Consider the following 14,877-nt stretch of genomic DNA (forward strand, 5'->3'; position numbering starts at 1 on the left):
ATTGGCATACAACCAATCAATCGATATGCGGTCCACCCCGATCAACGTAGACTGAAATTTGCCGCCGCATACTCGGGTGGATATCTAGCTCTGCCAGTTCACCGACCGTGAACCAATCGACGTCGCTGGCCTCATCGTTCGCCGTGGGAAGACCGCGGGTCGGCCGAGCCAGGAAAGTTACTTCGTATTCCTGGCGCACCTCGCCGTCGGTATAGGCGACAATGTGGCCGGGGTCGGAGAAGATTCCGAGAAGGCCGGTCACCTCGACCTCGACGCCGGTCTCCTCAAGCGTCTCGCGGATCGCGCACTCGGTCGGAGTTTCCCCGATCTCCATCTTGCCCATCGGCAGCGCCCACTGACCGGTATCCCGACGCCGCTGGAGCAAGATCTCCCCGGCGTCGTTGACGGCGAGAACGCCGCAGGCCGGCACGAGAGAGTTCGCCTTGGGTGCCTGCGGGTCGTTCCAGTATTCGGTGCGTCCCATTGAGTTAGACCTCCGCGCCCAGCCAGGGCATCGAGGTCTCCCAGACCCGGTCGAAGCCGCTGGTGTAGTGATCGAACATGACTCCGCCGTCGACCTGACGGAAGTGGTAGGTCGGGTTGACGCTGGCAGCTTCACCGTAGACGTGCGGGTTGACCAGGACTTCGTCGTCGTAGCGGAAGATACTGTTGTAAAGAGTGGTGGGGTGGAGGCGGATCTCGCAGCCGTCCGTGGACGCGATCTCGCGGTAGTACGTCAGGGAGGCACGGATCTTCGCGGCCAGCGTGCCACCGAGCCGTTCCTCCCGGTCGCGGACCGCCACCGCGTCGCTGCCGGGGTCACCGAAGCAGAGCCGGACCTTCACGCCGGCCGCCAGCCGCGCGGCGAGCATGTGTGCCGCCCGGGGCTGGATCTGGGCGAAGAACGTCCCGGAGAACACCAGAACGTCAATCCGCTCCTGGGCCTCCGAGAGCAGCCGTAGCCACAGCTCGCGCGGCACCGACGCCCTGTCCGGGTAGATCTCGATCAGCTCGGCCCGTGACGCGTCGGCCCGCTTGCCGACCAGGGCCGCGACCACCTCAGGCCAGAGATACGCCTCTTCCGCGCCCAGCCGTTTCGCCGCCGTCCAGCGGTGCCGGCGATGTGGAACCCGCCCGAGGCTGATCCATCGTTCCACCGTCTTCGGATCTACCCCGCAGTCGTCCGCAAGATCTTCGATCCGGACGCCACGTCGCACCATGACTGTTCGCATACGTTCGATCACATCCTTATTGGACGTTCTCCGGACAGGACGTTTCAACCCCGTCTCCGGACGTTTCATGAGGACCGTGGACGTTCGCCAGCTATCCGTCAGGGCGGATGGAACGTGTGCCGGCCACCGGTTGAATGGCTCCTGTCACTACGGCGGGTTCGTGACACCAGACGGCTGGCACCTTTTGGATCACTCAACCCATCTCACTCGTCCCGATCCGCATCCGGGATGAGACGCCGATGGCGACCGGCCGGGAGTGCACCGAGCGGCACTTCCGGCCGTCACCTTTCATCCAAGCGCCGGCGGAGGCCAGACATGGACACCCCTCTCCCCCACCGTGAGCGAGGCACGCACCTACCGGCCGAGGCATACGAGGGTCGGCACAGACAGGAAGACTCCGCAGCCTTCTCCGTGCCGCTGGACGTGCTCCTCCGCGTGAAGAAGGCGATCGAGTCGCTATGACGCGGAGGGACGAATCTCAACCCCGGCCCGGCGACAGCCTCAAGCTCAAGGAGGCCGACTACAAATTTGGCCTCGGTGACCTCACCGCTCAGATCAGCCAGGTGCTCTCCCTGGAGAAGTTCGACGCCGAGCCCTGGTGGCGAGTCCGTGCTTTGTGCCGCAGGGCGGCAACCGACCGAGGGGCCGAGCGGGAGCTGTACGTCCGCGCCCAGGCGGTAGCTGCCGCACGCAGAGCCGCCGGCATGGCATCCCCTTGAACATCACCTCTCTACCCACAACCCGAGGAGACACATACATGCCGATGCCGACCGAAGGTGTCTTCGAACATCCAGCCTGGTGCGTGCCGAGAGAGTGTCTGGCCGGCTCGCCGGATCAGCATCAACGGCACCGCAGCGCACCGGCCGGGTTCCGCCTTCAGGACGACGCGTGCGGCACCCGGCTGATAGCCAGGGTCACCGAGTCCGTGGTCGCGCCACGACGGCTGTTCCTGGAAGTGGATGTCTACCCGGACGACGCGGACGAACCTCACCACGAGCTGCGGATCGCCTTCACCGATCTCCTGGGAGTGGCGAGGTTCAGCCTCGGCATCATGGCGGACGCGGTGGCGCATGAAGCAGGACCCATCGAGCACTTCAACGCAGCGGCATAGTCCAGCCCGTACAACTGCCGAATTGCTCTGTTTGGGATCAAGGCACCGCGCAAGCGCGGTGCGGGTGCGGCCGGCCCGGCTGACGGCAAACCGCGCCGGAGCGGTGAACCGCCGAAAGCCGCCGGGAGAGCCGCACCCCACGAAGGAGACGCCGTGACGATCGCTGCGGCTGGCTGAGTATCGCTGTGCGTCCGGCGCTCGGCTGCTGGCGGGCGGGGTCCCGATCGAGATCGTGCAGATGATCCTCGGTCACTCGACACCGGCGATCACCTGACGGGTCTACGCGCACCTTCTCCGCCAGGAGACGGCCGATCAGGTCGAGAAGGCGTCGGAGCTTCTGACGCGTCACCGGCCCCGTCGATCCGCCGTGTGAGCAATCCGTGAGCAACGGCCCCGCTCGGACGCGCTCCATACCTAGCCGGATAGCAGCACGCCCACCGTGCATTTCTGCTGGTGGGCGGCGCTCTAGCCCGGCGAAGGGGTAGGTGGCCAGGGGCGGGGTCGAACCGCCGACCTTCCGATTTTCAGTCGGACGCTCGTACCAACTGAGCTACCTGGCCGTAACGCAGAACGCCGCGCTTTCGCACGGCGATTGCTGCGTGGCGGTCCTGACGGGACTTGAACCCGCGACCTCCGCCTTGACAGGGCGGCGAGCACTCCAACTGCTCCACAGGACCTTGCTGTCTTGCGTTTCTAATCTTACAATGCCCCGGCTCGGCCGGTGCACGTGCCCCCAACGGGATTCGAACCCGTGCTACCGCCTTGAAAGGGCGGCGTCCTGGGCCACTAGACGATGAGGGCGGCTCCGCAATCATCGCACACGCTCTGCTGAGCGTTTACTGTGACTAGCGGTGTCTTGCTCTCACCGGCCCCGCCGGAGGCATGAGAAGCATATGTCATGCCCGCGCTCGCCTCCAAATCAGTATCCCCGCGCGTCGCGCCCGCCCGAAATATGGGGAAAAAGGGGGCCAGCAGGGGGCAGACTACTCACTATGAGCGATGAGCCCGATGCCGACGGCGATATCGCGCAGTTGGTGCACGTCGGGCGCCAGCCGATCTGGTCGAGCGATCGCCGGCTGGTGGGGTACGAACTGCTGTTCCGCGGCGGCGTGGGCATCACCGGCAGCTTCGCCACCAGCCAGGTCATCGTGAACGCGTTCACCGAGTTCGGGCTGACGGAGATCGCCGGGGATCGGCTCTGCTTCATCAACATGACGAGGGAGTTCCTTACCGACGAGTTGCCGCTGCCGTTCGGGCCGGGTCAGTCAGTGCTTGAGGTCCTGGAGACCATCGTGGTCGATGACGAGCTGATCGCGGGGGTGGAGCGGCGGGTCGCGCAGGGGTACGCCATCGCGCTCGACGACTTCGTACTCGGCACCGGCCACGAGCGTCTGATGGGCCTGGCCGACTACGTGAAGCTTGACATCCTGAACACGGAGCGCGGCCAGCTTCAAGAGATCGCCGAGGCCTGCCGGGCGTTTCCGGACATCACGCTGCTCGGCGAGAAGGTGGAGACCGAGGAACACCTGGCGCTCTCCGAGGAGCTGGGCTGCGAGCTTCTCCAGGGTTACCTGCTGGGCCGCCCGCAGGTGCTCTCCGCGCAGGCGCTGTCGCCGTCCAAGTTCAGCCGGATCCAGCTGATGACCGCGCTGCTGAAGCACGACGTGGAGATCGAGGAGGTGGTCTCGCTTGTCACCCAGGATCCGGCGCTGTCCTTCCGGCTGCTGCGGGCCAGCAACTCGGTGGCCGCAGGCGTCACGAACCGGGTCTCGTCCGTGCACGAGGCGGTGGTGATGCTCGGCATCGCCCAGGTACGCCAGTGGGTCGCCCTGATGGCGCTCAGCGACGTCTTCGACTCGACCGAGGGGCCGGTGGACGCCGCGCTCTCCCGCGCCCGCATGTGCCAGCTGGTGGCCGCGGAGCTGCACCAGCCGATGGACGCGGCGTTCACCGTGGGTCTGCTGGACCGGGTGGCGGACCTGATCGACGTGTCGTCCGAGGAGCTGGCCGGGCAGCTGCCGCTCTCCGTGGAGGTGTCGGCGGCGCTGTCCGACCAGACCGGCGGGTTGGGGCAGGTGTTGCGGACCGTGCGCGCCTACGAGAGCGGCGACCTGGACTCAATCCGGGAGACCGGGATCGACCCGGCCCGCCTGACGACCAGTTTCCTGGCCGCGGCGGGCTGGTCAACCAACGCGATCGACGCGCTCTACTCCGGATCCGCTCCGCGTCAGTAGTGGCAGCACCAGGCCGACCGCGTCGTCGAGCGAGTGCGGTGTGGCGGTGCCGGCCGGCAGCGCGGCGCGGTCCCAGCCGGGCCCGGCCGCGATCAGCAGCATCGCGTGGCGTACCCCGGACATCAGCGTGTGCAGTTGATCTGCGCCGCCGGTGGTGGGCAGCTGCGACCAGATGACCACGGCCACCGGTGCGGTGCGGCCGACCGCGTCCGCGAGCGCGAGCGTGGGGACGCGCGCGCCGAGCAGCCGGCAGGCGGCACCGTGCTCGGCGAGTGCGGCGGCCAGCGCCTCCAGCGGCAGACTGTGCTGGTCCTCGTCGGCGCAGGCGAGCAGCACCTGCGGTGACTGTCCGTATGCGACAGGTCGAGTGACCGTGCCAAGCGCCTCGGAGATGCACCGGGTCAGCAGGTGTTCGACCTCGATGTAGCGGCCGGTCGCGGCGTACCGTTCCCCTATTCCGACGAGTACCGGAACCAGCAGCTCAGACCAGGTCTGAACGACGCCGATCTCCGCTATGGACGAGGCGATCAGCTCGCGCATGGCGGGCGCGTCGAGCCGCATGGCCGCGGTGGCCAGCCCTCGAGCCTCGGGCGCGGCGTAACCGAGAGCTATGGCGTGACCGCCTCCGTGCCGAGCCCCAAGTTCAAGATCATCTGGGGGTACGGTGGGAGCGCGCGTCGCGAAGCGGGCAGCATCGGCCGCGGGAACGCCGTCCGCGGTGAGCCGCCGCATCACCTCCAGCCGGGCAAGATCCTCCTCGGTGTAGCGGCGGTGCCGTCCGCTCTCGTGTCGGCTCGGACCGAGTCCGTATCGTTGATGCCAGGTGCGCAGCGTGGTGACCGCGATGCCCAGACGGTGCGCGACCGCCCCGGCAGTCAGGCCGTCATCGCCCACCCGACCGCTCCGCGGCTGATATCGGCGCCCCGGCCGGCTCGCCGGCCTCGACGAGCGCGAGCAGATGCCGGACGACGCCGGAGAACCACGGCGCGAAGGTCCGGTCGTCGCCGTCCAGCTCCGCACGCAACGCGTCCGGGCTGACCCAGCGCAGCTCCGCGACCTCGGACGGGTCCGGCGCGATCGCGGCGCCGGCCGGGAAACGGCCGAGCAGCACGTGGTCGTACTCGTGCTCGACGCGCCCGGTCGCCGGGTCCTCCGCGTGGTACAGGTGCACGCCGATCTCGGTAAGCGGCAGCGCGTCCACGCCCAACTCCTCGCCGAGCCGCCGGTTCGCGGAGACGTCAAGCGACTCGCCCGGCTCGGGGTGGCCGCAGCAGGCGTTCGCCCAGCGCAGCGGGAACCGGGTCTTCACGGCGGCCCGCCGCTGCAGCAGGATCCGGCCGTCGTCGTCCACAAGCAGCACCGAGAACGCGCGGTGCAGCCGCCCCGGTGCGACGTGGGCCTCGGCGACAGTGGCGCTGCCGTGGGGACTTCCGTCCTCCCCGACCAGTTCCACGAGGTGTTCCTCACGTGAGGTCATGTGGTGCTCCCGGTGATCCGCGCGGCGGCCAGCTTTCCAGAGATCAGAACCATCGGTACGCCGACCCCGGGTTGGGTGCCCGAACCGGCGAACACCACATTGTCTATCGAGGGGTGCAGGTTCCCCGGCCGGAAGGGCCCGGTCTGGAACAGGTTGTGCGAGGCGGCGAACGGCGTACCGGCGGCCATGCCCTGGTCGGCCCAGTCCGCGGGCGTGATCGTACGCATCACCTCGACACCGTCCCGGAAGCCCACGTACCCGCGCTCCTCAAGCGTGGCGAGCACCTGGTCCGCGTACCTGTCGGTGAGCTCGCCCCGCCAGTCCAGCGGGCCGGTCTCCAGGTTCGGCACCGGGGCCAGGATGTAGTAGCTCTGCTTACCCTCCGGCGCGAGCGACGAGTCGGACATGGTCGGGTTGCAGACCAGCAGCGACGGGTCGGTCATCAGCTCTCCGCGCCGGATCACCTCGTCGAACGTGCCGCGCCAGCTCCGCCCGAAGTGGATGTTGTGGTGCGCGATCTTCGAGTAGGCCCGGTCCGAGCCGACGTGCAGCACCACGCAGGACGGTGAGTACTTCAGCTTCCGGCGCGGCGCGGGGCCGGGCAGCAGGTCCCGGTAGGCGACCGGCAGATCGGGGTTGAGCACGAACGCGTCCGCCTCGATCCGGTCCCCGTCCGTGGTGATCACCGCGGTGGCCCGCCCGTTCACCGTCTCCACCCGGCTCACAGTGGTGTTGTAGCGGAACTCCACGCCGTGCTTCTCGGCCGCTGCCGCCATGCCGCGCGGCACCGCGTGGATGCCGCCCTTGGGGAAGTAGACGCCGGCCACCGAGTCCAGGTACGCGATGACCGCGTAGATGGCCAGTGCGTCGTGCGGCGACAGCCCGGCGTACATCGCCTGGAACGAGAAGACGCGTTGCGTGCGCGGGTCCTTGAAGTACTGGTTGACCTTGGACTGCAGGCGCCGCATCGCACCGCTGCCGAGCAGCTTCAACATGCCCAGGTTGACCAGGTCGAGCGGGGAGTCGAGATTGCGGTCGATGAAGTCGTCGCGCTCGAGCTTCCACAGGTTGCTCGCGAAGTCGACGAAGCGCAGGTAGCCGTCGGCCTCACGCGGGCCGCACACCCGGGAGATCTCGCCGGCCATCTGCACCGTGTCCGCGATCACGTCCATGGTCGAGCCGTCGGGGTAGAACGCGCGGTACGCCGGGTTAAGCGGGCTCAGCTCGACCCAGTCGGACAGCTCCTCGCCGACCGCGGCCAGCGGCTCCGCAATCAGCTCCGGCATGGTGAGCACTGTCGGGCCGGTGTCGAAGGTGTACCCCTCGGCGTCCAGCCGCCCGGCCCGGCCGCCCGGCACCGGCTCCCGCTCGACGATAGTCACGCGCCGACCGGCGCCGGCCAGGTGCAGCGCGGCCGCGAGACCGGCCAGCCCGGCACCGACGACCACGACATGATCTGAGGCCCCGCTCACCGTACGCATTCGTGTCCTTCCGTTCTGCTGCACGGCAATCATGCCTGGCGTTGGGTCGCGGTGACTGCCAACCCGGTCAGCATGTTGCGCGTCACGTCGTCGATCGGTGCCCGGCGCAACGCATGCACGGCCGCCGCCACCCGCTCCTCGATCATCTTTTCCACCCGTTCCGGGGCGCCGGTGTCGGCCACCACCTGGGCCAGGTGCTGTACATCCGCCTCGGTACGCGGCTCGCAGCCGAGCTCGGCCAGTTGCGCGGACGTGGCCATCTCGCGGGCCAGCATCAGCAGCGCTGTCGGTTTGCCGGCGAGCAGGTCGTCGCCGGCCGGCTTACCGGTGACGGCGGGTTCGCCGTACACGCCGAGCAGGTCGTCGCGGAGCTGGAAGGCCTCGCCGACGCCCAGACCGTACCCGCTGTAGGCGTCGAGCAGCGCGTGCGAACGCTTGGCCGTGGCGGGCGCGGCCAGCGTCAGTCCGAAGTGGAGCGGCCGGAGCACGGTGTAGGCCGCGGTCTTGTGCCGTGCGACCCGCAGCGCCCGGGCCACCGACCAGCTGCCCGGCTCCGCCTCGCCGAGAATGTCCAGGTACTGCCCGGCGATCGTCTCTATTCGCATCTGGTCGTAACAGCGCCGGGCGCCGAGCAGCACGGCGTCGCTGACGTCCGCGGCGCCGAGCAGCCGGTCGGCCCAGACCAGGCAGAGGTCGCCGATCAGCACGGCCGAGGCCTCGCCGAACCGGGCAGGGTCGCCCCGCCGGCCGGCCGCCGCGTGCTGGGCCTCCAGCACGCGGTGCGCGGTCGGATGCCCGCGCCGGGTGTCCGAGCCGTCCATCACGTCGTCGTGGACCAGCGCGAACGTGTGCAGCAGCTCCAGCGCGGCGAACGCGGGCAGCACCGGCTCGACGCGCTGCTCCGGGCCGGCCGCACCACGCCAGCCCCAGTAGGCGAACGTCGGGCGCAGCCGCTTGCCACCGGCCAGCACACAGTCGCGTGCGGTACGCGCGAAGCCGCCGAGCGCGGGGTCCATCTCATCGAGCGCGGCGATCTCCCGCGCGAGGAAGTCGGCGAGCGTGCCCTCGACCGCATCGGTCAAGTTCAGCGCGGCCGGCCCGGTCAGATTCGGCGCCATGACGGGCATCGGAAGGTCATGTGATTGATCCTGGTGGGGGAAGGGCGGCATACCGAGCGCATGCAGGGCGAGCGTGTCGTTGGCCACCCGAGGGACGGTACCCTAGGATCGGCAGTTGCGTCGATTCGTGAGTCGATTCACCTCATCAGGGAGCGGGCATGGAGTTGTCGGAGAGTTACGCGCGCTGCCGTGAGCTGCACCGCGAGCACGGCCGTACCTACTATCTGGCGACCCGGCTGTTGCCCGCCTGGAAGCGCCGCCACGTGCACGCGCTCTACGGCTTCACCCGGCACGCGGACGAGATAGTCGACCGCACCGAGGACCTGCCGCCACAGCGCCGGGCCGAACTGCTGACCGAGTGGTCCGACCGCTTCCTGGCCGGCCTGCGCGGCGAGCCGGTCGACGACCCGCTGCTGCCCGCGGTGCTGCACACGATCGCGGTCTTCGACCTGGACCTGGCGGACTTCGACGCGTTCCTGCGCAGCATGGCGATGGACCTCACGGTCACCCGCTACCCCACCTACGACGACCTGCTCGAGTACATGGAGGGCTCCGCGGCCGTGATCGGCACGATGATGCTGCCGATCCTCGGCACGGACGACCGGGTCGCCGCGCGCGAGCCGGCCCGCCAGCTCGGGTTCGCGTTCCAGCTGACCAACTTCACCCGGGACGTGGCCGAGGATCTGGAGCGCGGCCGGGTCTACCTGCCGGAAGAGGACCTGGCCCGGTTCGGCCTGACCGCGGACGACCTGTTCGCCTGCGCGGACCGCCGCTCCGCCACGCCGGAGGTGGCGGCGCTCATCGAGTTCGAGACAGCGCGCGCGCAGGAGCATTACGCGGCCGCGGCGGACGGCGTGACAATGCTCTCCCCCGCATCCCAAGCCTGCATCCGCACTGCTTACCTGCTCTACGGCGGCATCCTGGACGAGGTCGCGGCCGGGCGTTACGACGTTTTCGAGCGACGCGCCACAGTGCCGAACCGCCGCCGTGCCGGAGTCGCGGCCCGCGCGCTGCTCACCCCGGCCGGCACACCGGTGCCGCTGCCGGGGCCGCGGCTCGACCGGCAGGCGATCCTGGCGGGAGGCCGATGAAGACCGCCGTGGTGCTTTTCACCCGGGACCTGCGGGTGCACGACCAGCCTGCACTCGCCGCCGCCTGCGCGAACGCGGAGCACGTGGTGCCGCTGTTCGTGCTTGACCCGGCGCTGCTCGGCCGCTCCGCCAACCGGGACCGCTTCCTCCACCAGGCCCTCGCCGACCTGCGGGCGAGCCTGAAGGAGCGCGGCGCCGACCTGATCGTCAGGCACGGCGACACGGTGACCGAGACGATGACCGTCGCCAGGCAGGCCGAGGCGGAGGGCATCGCGCTCTCCGCGGACGTGAGCCGTTTCGCCACCCGCCGGCAGGACCGGCTGCGCGAGGAGGCGGAGCGGCACCGCATGTCGCTGCGCCTGCTCCCCGGCGTGACCGTATTGCCGCCCGGCGCGGTCAAGCCCGGTGGCGGCGAGTTCTACCGGGTCTTCTCCCCCTACTTCCGCGCGTGGGAGCAGGCGGGATGGCGGGACGAGGTGGCCACGCCCAGAAAGATCAGCCTGCCGCCGGGCGCGGGTGACCTGGGCATCGCGCTGCCGGACCTACCGCCGGGCGAGTCCCCGGACGCGGCCGCGGGTGGCGAGACCGAGGCGCGACGCCGGCTGAAGGCCTGGATGACGCACCTCGACGCCTACGACGACCAGCACGACGCGATGGCGGACGACGACACCTCGCGGCTCTCCGCGTACCTCCGCTTCGGTTGCCTCTCTCCGCTCTCGGTGGCGAACGCGGCGCGGGCGAAGGGTGGCGCCGGGGCCGCCGCGTTCGTCCGTCAACTCTGCTGGCGGGACTTCTACTACCAGGTCACCGCCGGATTCCCGGAGATCTCCGGCAAGCCGATGCGGGCCACCGGCGACCGGAACTGGCGTTACGACGACCAACATGCGCTTGAGGCGTGGCAGACCGGCCACACCGGCGTGCCGGTCGTCGACGCCGGAATGCGCCAGTTGCAGGCCGAGGGCTGGATGCACAACCGGGCACGCCTGATCACCGCGGCGCTGCTCACCAAGCACCTGCGTCTCGACTGGCGCGAGGGCGTCGAGTGGTTCTTCAGGTGGCTGATCGACGGCGACGTGCCGAACAACTCGGGCAACTGGCAGTGGGTGGCCGGCACCGGCAACGACACCCGCCCGCACCGCAGATTCAACCCCATCAGACAGGCGCAGCGGTACGACGCGGAGGGCGACTACGTCCGCCGTTACGTACCCGAACTGGCCGGCATCAAGGGCCCTGAGGTGCACATGCCCTGGCGTCTGGACGGCTTCGGCAAGCTCGGCTACCCACCCCCGCTCGAGTCCCACGGCGACGAGGCAGTCTGGCTGCGGTGAGTGGTGATGCAAGCCGGCGCTACCCGGGGACAAGGGGGTTCCTCGGGTAGCGCCGGTCCGGGGCGATGGATCGACGGTCGCGGGCACCAGCCCTGCCCGTTCGTCGCGCTCCGTCTTGCCGTGCCTGCTGTATCGGTCGTCCACGTGGGCTGCTGAGGAATCCGCCGCAGGATTTCGGAGCCGGCCCTGATCAGGCGATTTCCGCCTGATTCCCTCACTTGATGACGCTACCCAGTGGACACTGGGACGACGGATCGCCGCTCGGACAGCATCCCGGGAGTTCGCCATGACCCAACCCCTGCCACCGGACTTCGTCGCCCCGGAGATCCGGCCCGCCACCGCTCCGACCGCCACCGCTCCGACCGGCAGCGCCGGAGCGCCTGGCGTGCCCGCGCCGACCGGGCAGCAGACCACCGGCTCGCCGAATACCGGCACCCGGTAGCGCCACCTGACTCCCTAAATACCCAAAAAAGGGTAGAAAGGGGTCATGGCCTCTGCAATCGCGGTGATCGTCGTCGTGGCTCTGCTTGCGGTGATCGCCAATCTGAAGGGCCGCCTCTGGCTGGCGGTCGTCCTCGTCGCGGTGCTCGGGGCGCTCGCCAGCAACACCCCGGGCCCGCTCGGCCAGTACGCGGACCGAGGCGCGAAATGGGTGCTCTCGATCCCGATCAAGGTCGGCGGCCTCCTGGACTGAGGCGTATGCGAGGGAGTGTCGCCGATCCATTTAAAGCGCTGTCGCCTTGACCTTCCAGCTGCTGGTGAACGGCGCGCCCTGGCAGCGGTCGCCGGCGTCCCCGCTCAGCGCCACGGCACCGAGCAGCCGGATCGTCCGGTCCGCGCCGGCCGGGATGACCACGGTGTCGTACTCGGCCCCGTCCGTGACGGAGACCGGCGAGTCCGCGATCAGGAAGCGGCCGCACACCTCCTGCACGTCGTCGTCCGCGAACCGCAGCACCGCGTTGTTGATGCTCGTATTCGAGATCTGGACGGCGATCTCGTTGTCGTTGCGGACCGGGATGACGATGTCGGCCGCGTGCTTCTCCCCCGGCCAGAGCCCGGTTTCCTCGCCCGCGTAGTCAGTGGCCGGCGTGCCGACCTTCAGTGGCGCCAGGCTCTGCGCCGACCCGGTGATCGACCCGCTGGAGACTGTGGTGTTGAACGCGGCATAGGCGATCCCGCCGGTGAGCACGGCCGCGACGGCCAGCCCGACCGCGACGATCGCCATCCGCTTGTCGGCGCTACCCATGACTCTCCTCATGGAACGGGCGTGGGAGTCGGGCTCGGGCTCTCGGTCGGCGCGCTCGTCGCCTCGGTCACCGGCGGGGGCACCGTCACCGGCGTCTCCACCGGCGCACCAGTCGTCTCCACCGGCGGTGGGGAGGCCGGCACCGGCGAGACCGGCACGGAGGCCACCTCCGAGACCGGGACCACCGCGGGCGGCGAGACCGGCTCCGGGGTGACAGGCGCGGCCGGGTCGGTGATCGACGGGTCCACAAGCGGTGTGGCGGTGACCGGCGCGACCGGCACCGGCGTAAGCACTGTCGGTGTGCCCGGGACCGTGGAGAGCACGACTGTCGCGACCGGCCGGCCGTCCGGGCCGATTGTGGTGCGCACAGCCACCCCGACCTGCGGCGCGCCAGCGCTTGGCGTCATTGTCACGCCGTCCACGCTGACCTCGGAGGTGGTCGACCAGCCGACGGCCGCCACCGCGACGCTGCCCATGCCCACCATCGCCATCAGTCCGGTGGCGGCGAGCACCACGGCCGGCATCCGCTGCTCCTGCCAGACCCGGCTCGCCAGCAGCCGTCGATACGCGTTGGCAGGCACAATCTCCGGCACGTTCCGCTCCCCCGGTCAGAAAAAGATCACAAGCCAGCGTGGGTACGGCGTGCGCCGCTCCCTATGCCCACAATCCTCTCTTAGCGGGCATACCGCCGACCTTAAATAAACAGACCCAACCGGACAATTAATGTCTTCTACGAAGCGCCGGTCGGTGCGGAGCCGTGCGCGTTCGACCGACCCTGAAAGACGTAAATCCGGAAATATCCGTTTTGGCGGGCGGCCGTTGCGGTAAGGGCCGGTCAGTCCGCGATCGAGGCGGCGCCTCACGGTCCCGCCTTCCTATGCGCCCGCCCCGCGGCCGGTCAGTCCGCGATCGAGGCGGCGCCGCCGAGGTCGGCGCGCGTGCCGGCCACGTAGCCCTGGCGCATGCCGCCACCCGCCAGCCGACGCCGGCTCGCGGTCCGCAACTGCGGATAGCTCTCCGAGACCCGCGCCTCGACCCGGTTCGACCGGTCCACAAGCACCAGGTCCGTGGAGGCCCCCGCCGCCGCGGCCGCCGACGCCTCCGACTGGCGCAGCCGGCCCGTGACCGCGGAGCCGAACCCGGCAAGCCAGGACCTGCGGAACGCTGCCGCGTTCTCCCCCGGCGGCACCGGAGCGGCCGCCATCCCGTGCGCGGCCTGCACAAGCAGCGAGGTGTAGAGCAGCTCGGCCCGCTCCAGGTCGCTACCGAAGCCGAAGAGGTGCATCGTCCACGCGTCGCGCTCGCGGCGGCGCACCGAGCGGCAGCGCAGCGCGCCGGCCACGCCCGCAAGCAGACCCGCCTTGTCCAGCGCGTACGGCGGATGCAGCACCACCACCCGGTCGCCGACCAGGTCGGTGCCGGGCTCGCGGGCGGCCAGCAGCGCACGGTCGACGCCGTACTTGGCGATCAGGTCCGCGGCCTTGGCCGTGAACGCCTCCGCCTCGGCCGGCGTGCAGGCCGGGTCCTCGGCCTTCGCCAGCAGCTTGCGGACCTTCGAGAGGATCTGGTCGGACATGCTCAGCTGATCTAGGCCGCGCGCCGCTTGAGGGTGGCCACCGCGGACCCGGCAAGCGTCAGCAGGCAGTCCGGCAGCTGGCCGTCCGCGAGCGCGGCACCGAAGAGCGCCTCGCCGGTGGGCATGTCCGAGTTCGCATAGGCGCTGACGAAGCGTGCCACCCAGCGGGCGTCGTACTTCGCCTGGTCGATGCCGGGGAAGTCCAATGTCCACGCTCCAGCGGGGACATCGACGCCGACCATCGCGGCGGCCAGGCACCAGGCCAGGTTGTACGCCCCGACGACACCGTCCCGGTCGACCACCGCGTCGAACGTGGTGACCACCGCATCACTGTCACCCGCCAGCGCGAGGTGAAGCACCTGCGCCGCGTCATCAAGCGACTCCGATGGAAGGTCAGTCACGCCCGAAAGCCTATGTCGGACCGTCAAGGTTGCGGACGGGGATGCCCCAGGACGGCACATTTGCTTAAGGAGTTCTCAAAGATGCGCAGAAGCGGTGATCAGGGACGACGCAACCCGCAGGTGATACGCGCTGTGCACACACGGTCACCGGTCTCGTCAGTGATAATGATCTCATAAGTGGCTGTGGACGCACCCCGGAAGATCGGGGTAGCGACGCCGGTGACAGTCCCGTCCCGTACCCCCTTGTGGTGGGTGGCGTTGATGTCCACGCCGACCGCCGCAGGCCGGCCCACCGAGCGGCCGTGTGCCACGGCACCCAGCGAGCCCAGGGTCTCTGCCAGCACGCAGGACGCCCCGCCGTGGAGCAGGCCAGATGGCTGCGTGTTTCCCTCGACGCGCATGGTCCCGATCACCCGATCGGTGGACGCCTCTGAGATCGTTATCCCCATCAGGCGAACCAGCGCACCCTGATCGCCGTACCCATCGACAAGATCAGACATCGCATCCCTCACCATCAGTGACGTTACCGCTGAGTCGGATTGTGTTCTCAGCGCCATCGGCAAGGGGCCTAAAGCGCGCTAA

The 14,877-nt window shown here is 69.4% G+C and carries 17 protein-coding genes and 3 tRNA genes; 6 read left to right on the top strand and 14 right to left on the bottom strand.

Going from position 1 to position 14,877, the window contains the following annotated elements:
* Positions 1 to 16: 16 nt before the first annotated feature.
* Positions 17 to 484, bottom strand: coding sequence for an NUDIX hydrolase (locus ACIA8K_RS14260; protein WP_396058689.1), 468 nt, complete (start codon positions 482 to 484; stop codon positions 17 to 19).
* Between the two features lie 4 nt (positions 485 to 488).
* On the bottom strand, positions 489 to 1,220 hold the full coding sequence (locus tag ACIA8K_RS14265) for an XRE family transcriptional regulator (RefSeq protein WP_396058691.1): 732 nt from the start codon (positions 1,218 to 1,220) through the stop codon (positions 489 to 491).
* Positions 1,221 to 1,989: 769 nt separating this feature from the next.
* Here ACIA8K_RS14265 and ACIA8K_RS14270 point away from each other — a divergent pair.
* Positions 1,990 to 2,343 carry a hypothetical protein gene (locus ACIA8K_RS14270; protein ID WP_396058693.1) on the top strand — a complete coding sequence of 118 codons (354 nt, stop codon included), beginning with the start codon at positions 1,990 to 1,992 and terminating at the stop codon, positions 2,341 to 2,343.
* Between the two features lie 486 nt (positions 2,344 to 2,829).
* Here the strand turns inward: ACIA8K_RS14270 and ACIA8K_RS14275 are convergent.
* The 3 genes from ACIA8K_RS14275 to ACIA8K_RS14285 all read right to left on the bottom strand — a co-directional run bounded on the left by ACIA8K_RS14275 (position 2,830) and on the right by ACIA8K_RS14285 (position 3,144).
* Positions 2,830 to 2,903: transfer RNA gene (locus ACIA8K_RS14275), tRNA-Phe, on the bottom strand.
* Positions 2,904 to 2,943: 40 nt separating this feature from the next.
* Positions 2,944 to 3,020: transfer RNA gene (locus ACIA8K_RS14280), tRNA-Asp, on the bottom strand.
* A gap of 51 nt (positions 3,021 to 3,071) precedes the next feature.
* Positions 3,072 to 3,144: transfer RNA gene (locus tag ACIA8K_RS14285), tRNA-Glu, on the bottom strand.
* 191 nt (positions 3,145 to 3,335) lie between these two features.
* On the opposite strand from ACIA8K_RS14285, the gene ACIA8K_RS14290 reads away from it, so the two are divergent.
* Positions 3,336 to 4,577, top strand: a complete 1,242-nt coding sequence (locus ACIA8K_RS14290; RefSeq protein ID WP_396058695.1) for an EAL and HDOD domain-containing protein — start codon at positions 3,336 to 3,338, stop codon at positions 4,575 to 4,577.
* On the opposite strand, the gene ACIA8K_RS14295 is transcribed toward ACIA8K_RS14290, so the two are convergent.
* The 4 genes from ACIA8K_RS14295 to ACIA8K_RS14310 are packed head-to-tail and all read right to left on the bottom strand — an operon-like array spanning position 4,527 to position 8,653.
* A complete protein-coding gene (locus ACIA8K_RS14295) occupies positions 4,527 to 5,471 on the bottom strand; it encodes a MerR family transcriptional regulator (protein ID WP_396058697.1) in 945 nt (314 codons plus the stop codon). The genes ACIA8K_RS14290 and ACIA8K_RS14295 overlap by 51 nt on opposite strands.
* Positions 5,461 to 6,054: an isopentenyl-diphosphate Delta-isomerase gene (idi, locus tag ACIA8K_RS14300; RefSeq protein WP_396058699.1), complete on the bottom strand. Its 594-nt coding sequence runs from the start codon at positions 6,052 to 6,054 to the stop codon at positions 5,461 to 5,463. Before idi ends, ACIA8K_RS14295 begins: the two co-directional genes overlap by 11 nt.
* Entirely contained in the window at positions 6,051 to 7,535 is a 1,485-nt protein-coding gene (gene crtI, locus ACIA8K_RS14305) for a phytoene desaturase family protein (RefSeq protein ID WP_396058701.1), read from the bottom strand. The genes idi and crtI overlap by 4 nt, the downstream gene beginning before the upstream one ends.
* Positions 7,536 to 7,564: 29 nt before the next feature.
* Complete coding sequence (locus ACIA8K_RS14310) at positions 7,565 to 8,653, bottom strand: polyprenyl synthetase family protein (protein WP_396058703.1); 1,089 nt, start codon at positions 8,651 to 8,653, stop codon at positions 7,565 to 7,567.
* A 158-nt stretch (positions 8,654 to 8,811) separates the two neighbouring features.
* Here ACIA8K_RS14310 and ACIA8K_RS14315 point away from each other — a divergent pair, with 158 nt between their 5' ends.
* The 4 genes from ACIA8K_RS14315 (at position 8,812) to ACIA8K_RS14330 (ending at position 11,766) form a co-directional block, all read left to right on the top strand.
* Complete coding sequence (locus ACIA8K_RS14315; protein ID WP_396058705.1) at positions 8,812 to 9,744, top strand: phytoene/squalene synthase family protein; 933 nt, start codon at positions 8,812 to 8,814, stop codon at positions 9,742 to 9,744.
* Positions 9,741 to 11,072, top strand: a complete 1,332-nt coding sequence (locus ACIA8K_RS14320; RefSeq protein ID WP_396058707.1) for a cryptochrome/photolyase family protein — start codon at positions 9,741 to 9,743, stop codon at positions 11,070 to 11,072. Before ACIA8K_RS14315 ends, ACIA8K_RS14320 begins: the two co-directional genes overlap by 4 nt.
* A 286-nt stretch (positions 11,073 to 11,358) precedes the next feature.
* Positions 11,359 to 11,514 carry a hypothetical protein gene (locus ACIA8K_RS14325; RefSeq protein WP_396058709.1) on the top strand — a complete coding sequence of 52 codons (156 nt, stop codon included), beginning with the start codon at positions 11,359 to 11,361 and terminating at the stop codon, positions 11,512 to 11,514.
* Positions 11,515 to 11,559: 45 nt separating this feature from the next.
* On the top strand, positions 11,560 to 11,766 hold the full coding sequence (locus ACIA8K_RS14330; RefSeq protein ID WP_396058711.1) for a hypothetical protein: 207 nt from the start codon (positions 11,560 to 11,562) through the stop codon (positions 11,764 to 11,766).
* A gap of 30 nt (positions 11,767 to 11,796) precedes the next feature.
* On the opposite strand, the gene ACIA8K_RS14335 is transcribed toward ACIA8K_RS14330, so the two are convergent.
* The 5 genes from ACIA8K_RS14335 to ACIA8K_RS14355 form a co-directional block, all read right to left on the bottom strand.
* Positions 11,797 to 12,318 (bottom strand): hypothetical protein, encoded by a 522-nt coding sequence (locus tag ACIA8K_RS14335; RefSeq protein WP_396058713.1) that lies wholly within the window; start codon positions 12,316 to 12,318, stop codon positions 11,797 to 11,799.
* Positions 12,319 to 12,326: 8 nt separating this feature from the next.
* Entirely contained in the window at positions 12,327 to 12,911 is a 585-nt protein-coding gene (locus ACIA8K_RS14340) for a hypothetical protein (RefSeq protein WP_396058715.1), read from the bottom strand.
* 305 nt (positions 12,912 to 13,216) lie between these two features.
* On the bottom strand, positions 13,217 to 13,894 hold the full coding sequence (locus tag ACIA8K_RS14345) for a DUF2786 domain-containing protein (protein ID WP_396058717.1): 678 nt from the start codon (positions 13,892 to 13,894) through the stop codon (positions 13,217 to 13,219).
* Positions 13,895 to 13,905: 11 nt separating this feature from the next.
* Complete coding sequence (locus tag ACIA8K_RS14350) at positions 13,906 to 14,295, bottom strand: hypothetical protein (RefSeq protein WP_396058719.1); 390 nt, start codon at positions 14,293 to 14,295, stop codon at positions 13,906 to 13,908.
* A 98-nt stretch (positions 14,296 to 14,393) separates the two neighbouring features.
* The gene (locus ACIA8K_RS14355) at positions 14,394 to 14,795 is read right to left on the bottom strand and encodes a PaaI family thioesterase (protein ID WP_396058721.1); all 402 of its coding nucleotides are present in this window, start codon (positions 14,793 to 14,795) and stop codon (positions 14,394 to 14,396) included.
* Positions 14,796 to 14,877 lie beyond the last annotated feature (82 nt).

This window comes from Catenuloplanes sp. NPDC051500, assembly GCF_044454585.1.
In the GTDB taxonomy this organism is placed as follows: domain Bacteria; phylum Actinomycetota; class Actinomycetes; order Mycobacteriales; family Micromonosporaceae; genus Catenuloplanes.

Excerpts from the sequence above, each read along its gene's own strand:
- ACIA8K_RS14310 (WP_396058703.1), bottom strand. The coding sequence starts at position 8,653 with ATGGCGCCGAATCTGACCGGGCCGGCCGCGCTGAACTTGACCGATGCG.
- ACIA8K_RS14355 (WP_396058721.1), bottom strand. The coding sequence starts at position 14,795 with ATGTCTGATCTTGTCGATGGGTACGGCGATCAGGGTGCGCTGGTTCGC.
- ACIA8K_RS14320 (WP_396058707.1), top strand. The coding sequence starts at position 9,741 with ATGAAGACCGCCGTGGTGCTTTTCACCCGGGACCTGCGGGTGCACGAC.
- ACIA8K_RS14290 (WP_396058695.1), top strand. The coding sequence starts at position 3,336 with ATGAGCGATGAGCCCGATGCCGACGGCGATATCGCGCAGTTGGTGCAC.
- ACIA8K_RS14270 (WP_396058693.1), top strand. The coding sequence starts at position 1,990 with ATGCCGATGCCGACCGAAGGTGTCTTCGAACATCCAGCCTGGTGCGTG.
- ACIA8K_RS14315 (WP_396058705.1), top strand. The coding sequence starts at position 8,812 with ATGGAGTTGTCGGAGAGTTACGCGCGCTGCCGTGAGCTGCACCGCGAG.
- ACIA8K_RS14335 (WP_396058713.1), bottom strand. The coding sequence starts at position 12,318 with ATGGGTAGCGCCGACAAGCGGATGGCGATCGTCGCGGTCGGGCTGGCC.
- ACIA8K_RS14330 (WP_396058711.1), top strand. The coding sequence starts at position 11,560 with ATGGCCTCTGCAATCGCGGTGATCGTCGTCGTGGCTCTGCTTGCGGTG.
- ACIA8K_RS14260 (WP_396058689.1), bottom strand. The coding sequence starts at position 484 with ATGGGACGCACCGAATACTGGAACGACCCGCAGGCACCCAAGGCGAAC.
- idi (WP_396058699.1), bottom strand. The coding sequence starts at position 6,054 with ATGACCTCACGTGAGGAACACCTCGTGGAACTGGTCGGGGAGGACGGA.
- ACIA8K_RS14325 (WP_396058709.1), top strand. The coding sequence starts at position 11,359 with ATGACCCAACCCCTGCCACCGGACTTCGTCGCCCCGGAGATCCGGCCC.
- crtI (WP_396058701.1), bottom strand. The coding sequence starts at position 7,535 with ATGCGTACGGTGAGCGGGGCCTCAGATCATGTCGTGGTCGTCGGTGCC.
- ACIA8K_RS14345 (WP_396058717.1), bottom strand. The coding sequence starts at position 13,894 with ATGTCCGACCAGATCCTCTCGAAGGTCCGCAAGCTGCTGGCGAAGGCC.
- ACIA8K_RS14265 (WP_396058691.1), bottom strand. The coding sequence starts at position 1,220 with ATGGTGCGACGTGGCGTCCGGATCGAAGATCTTGCGGACGACTGCGGG.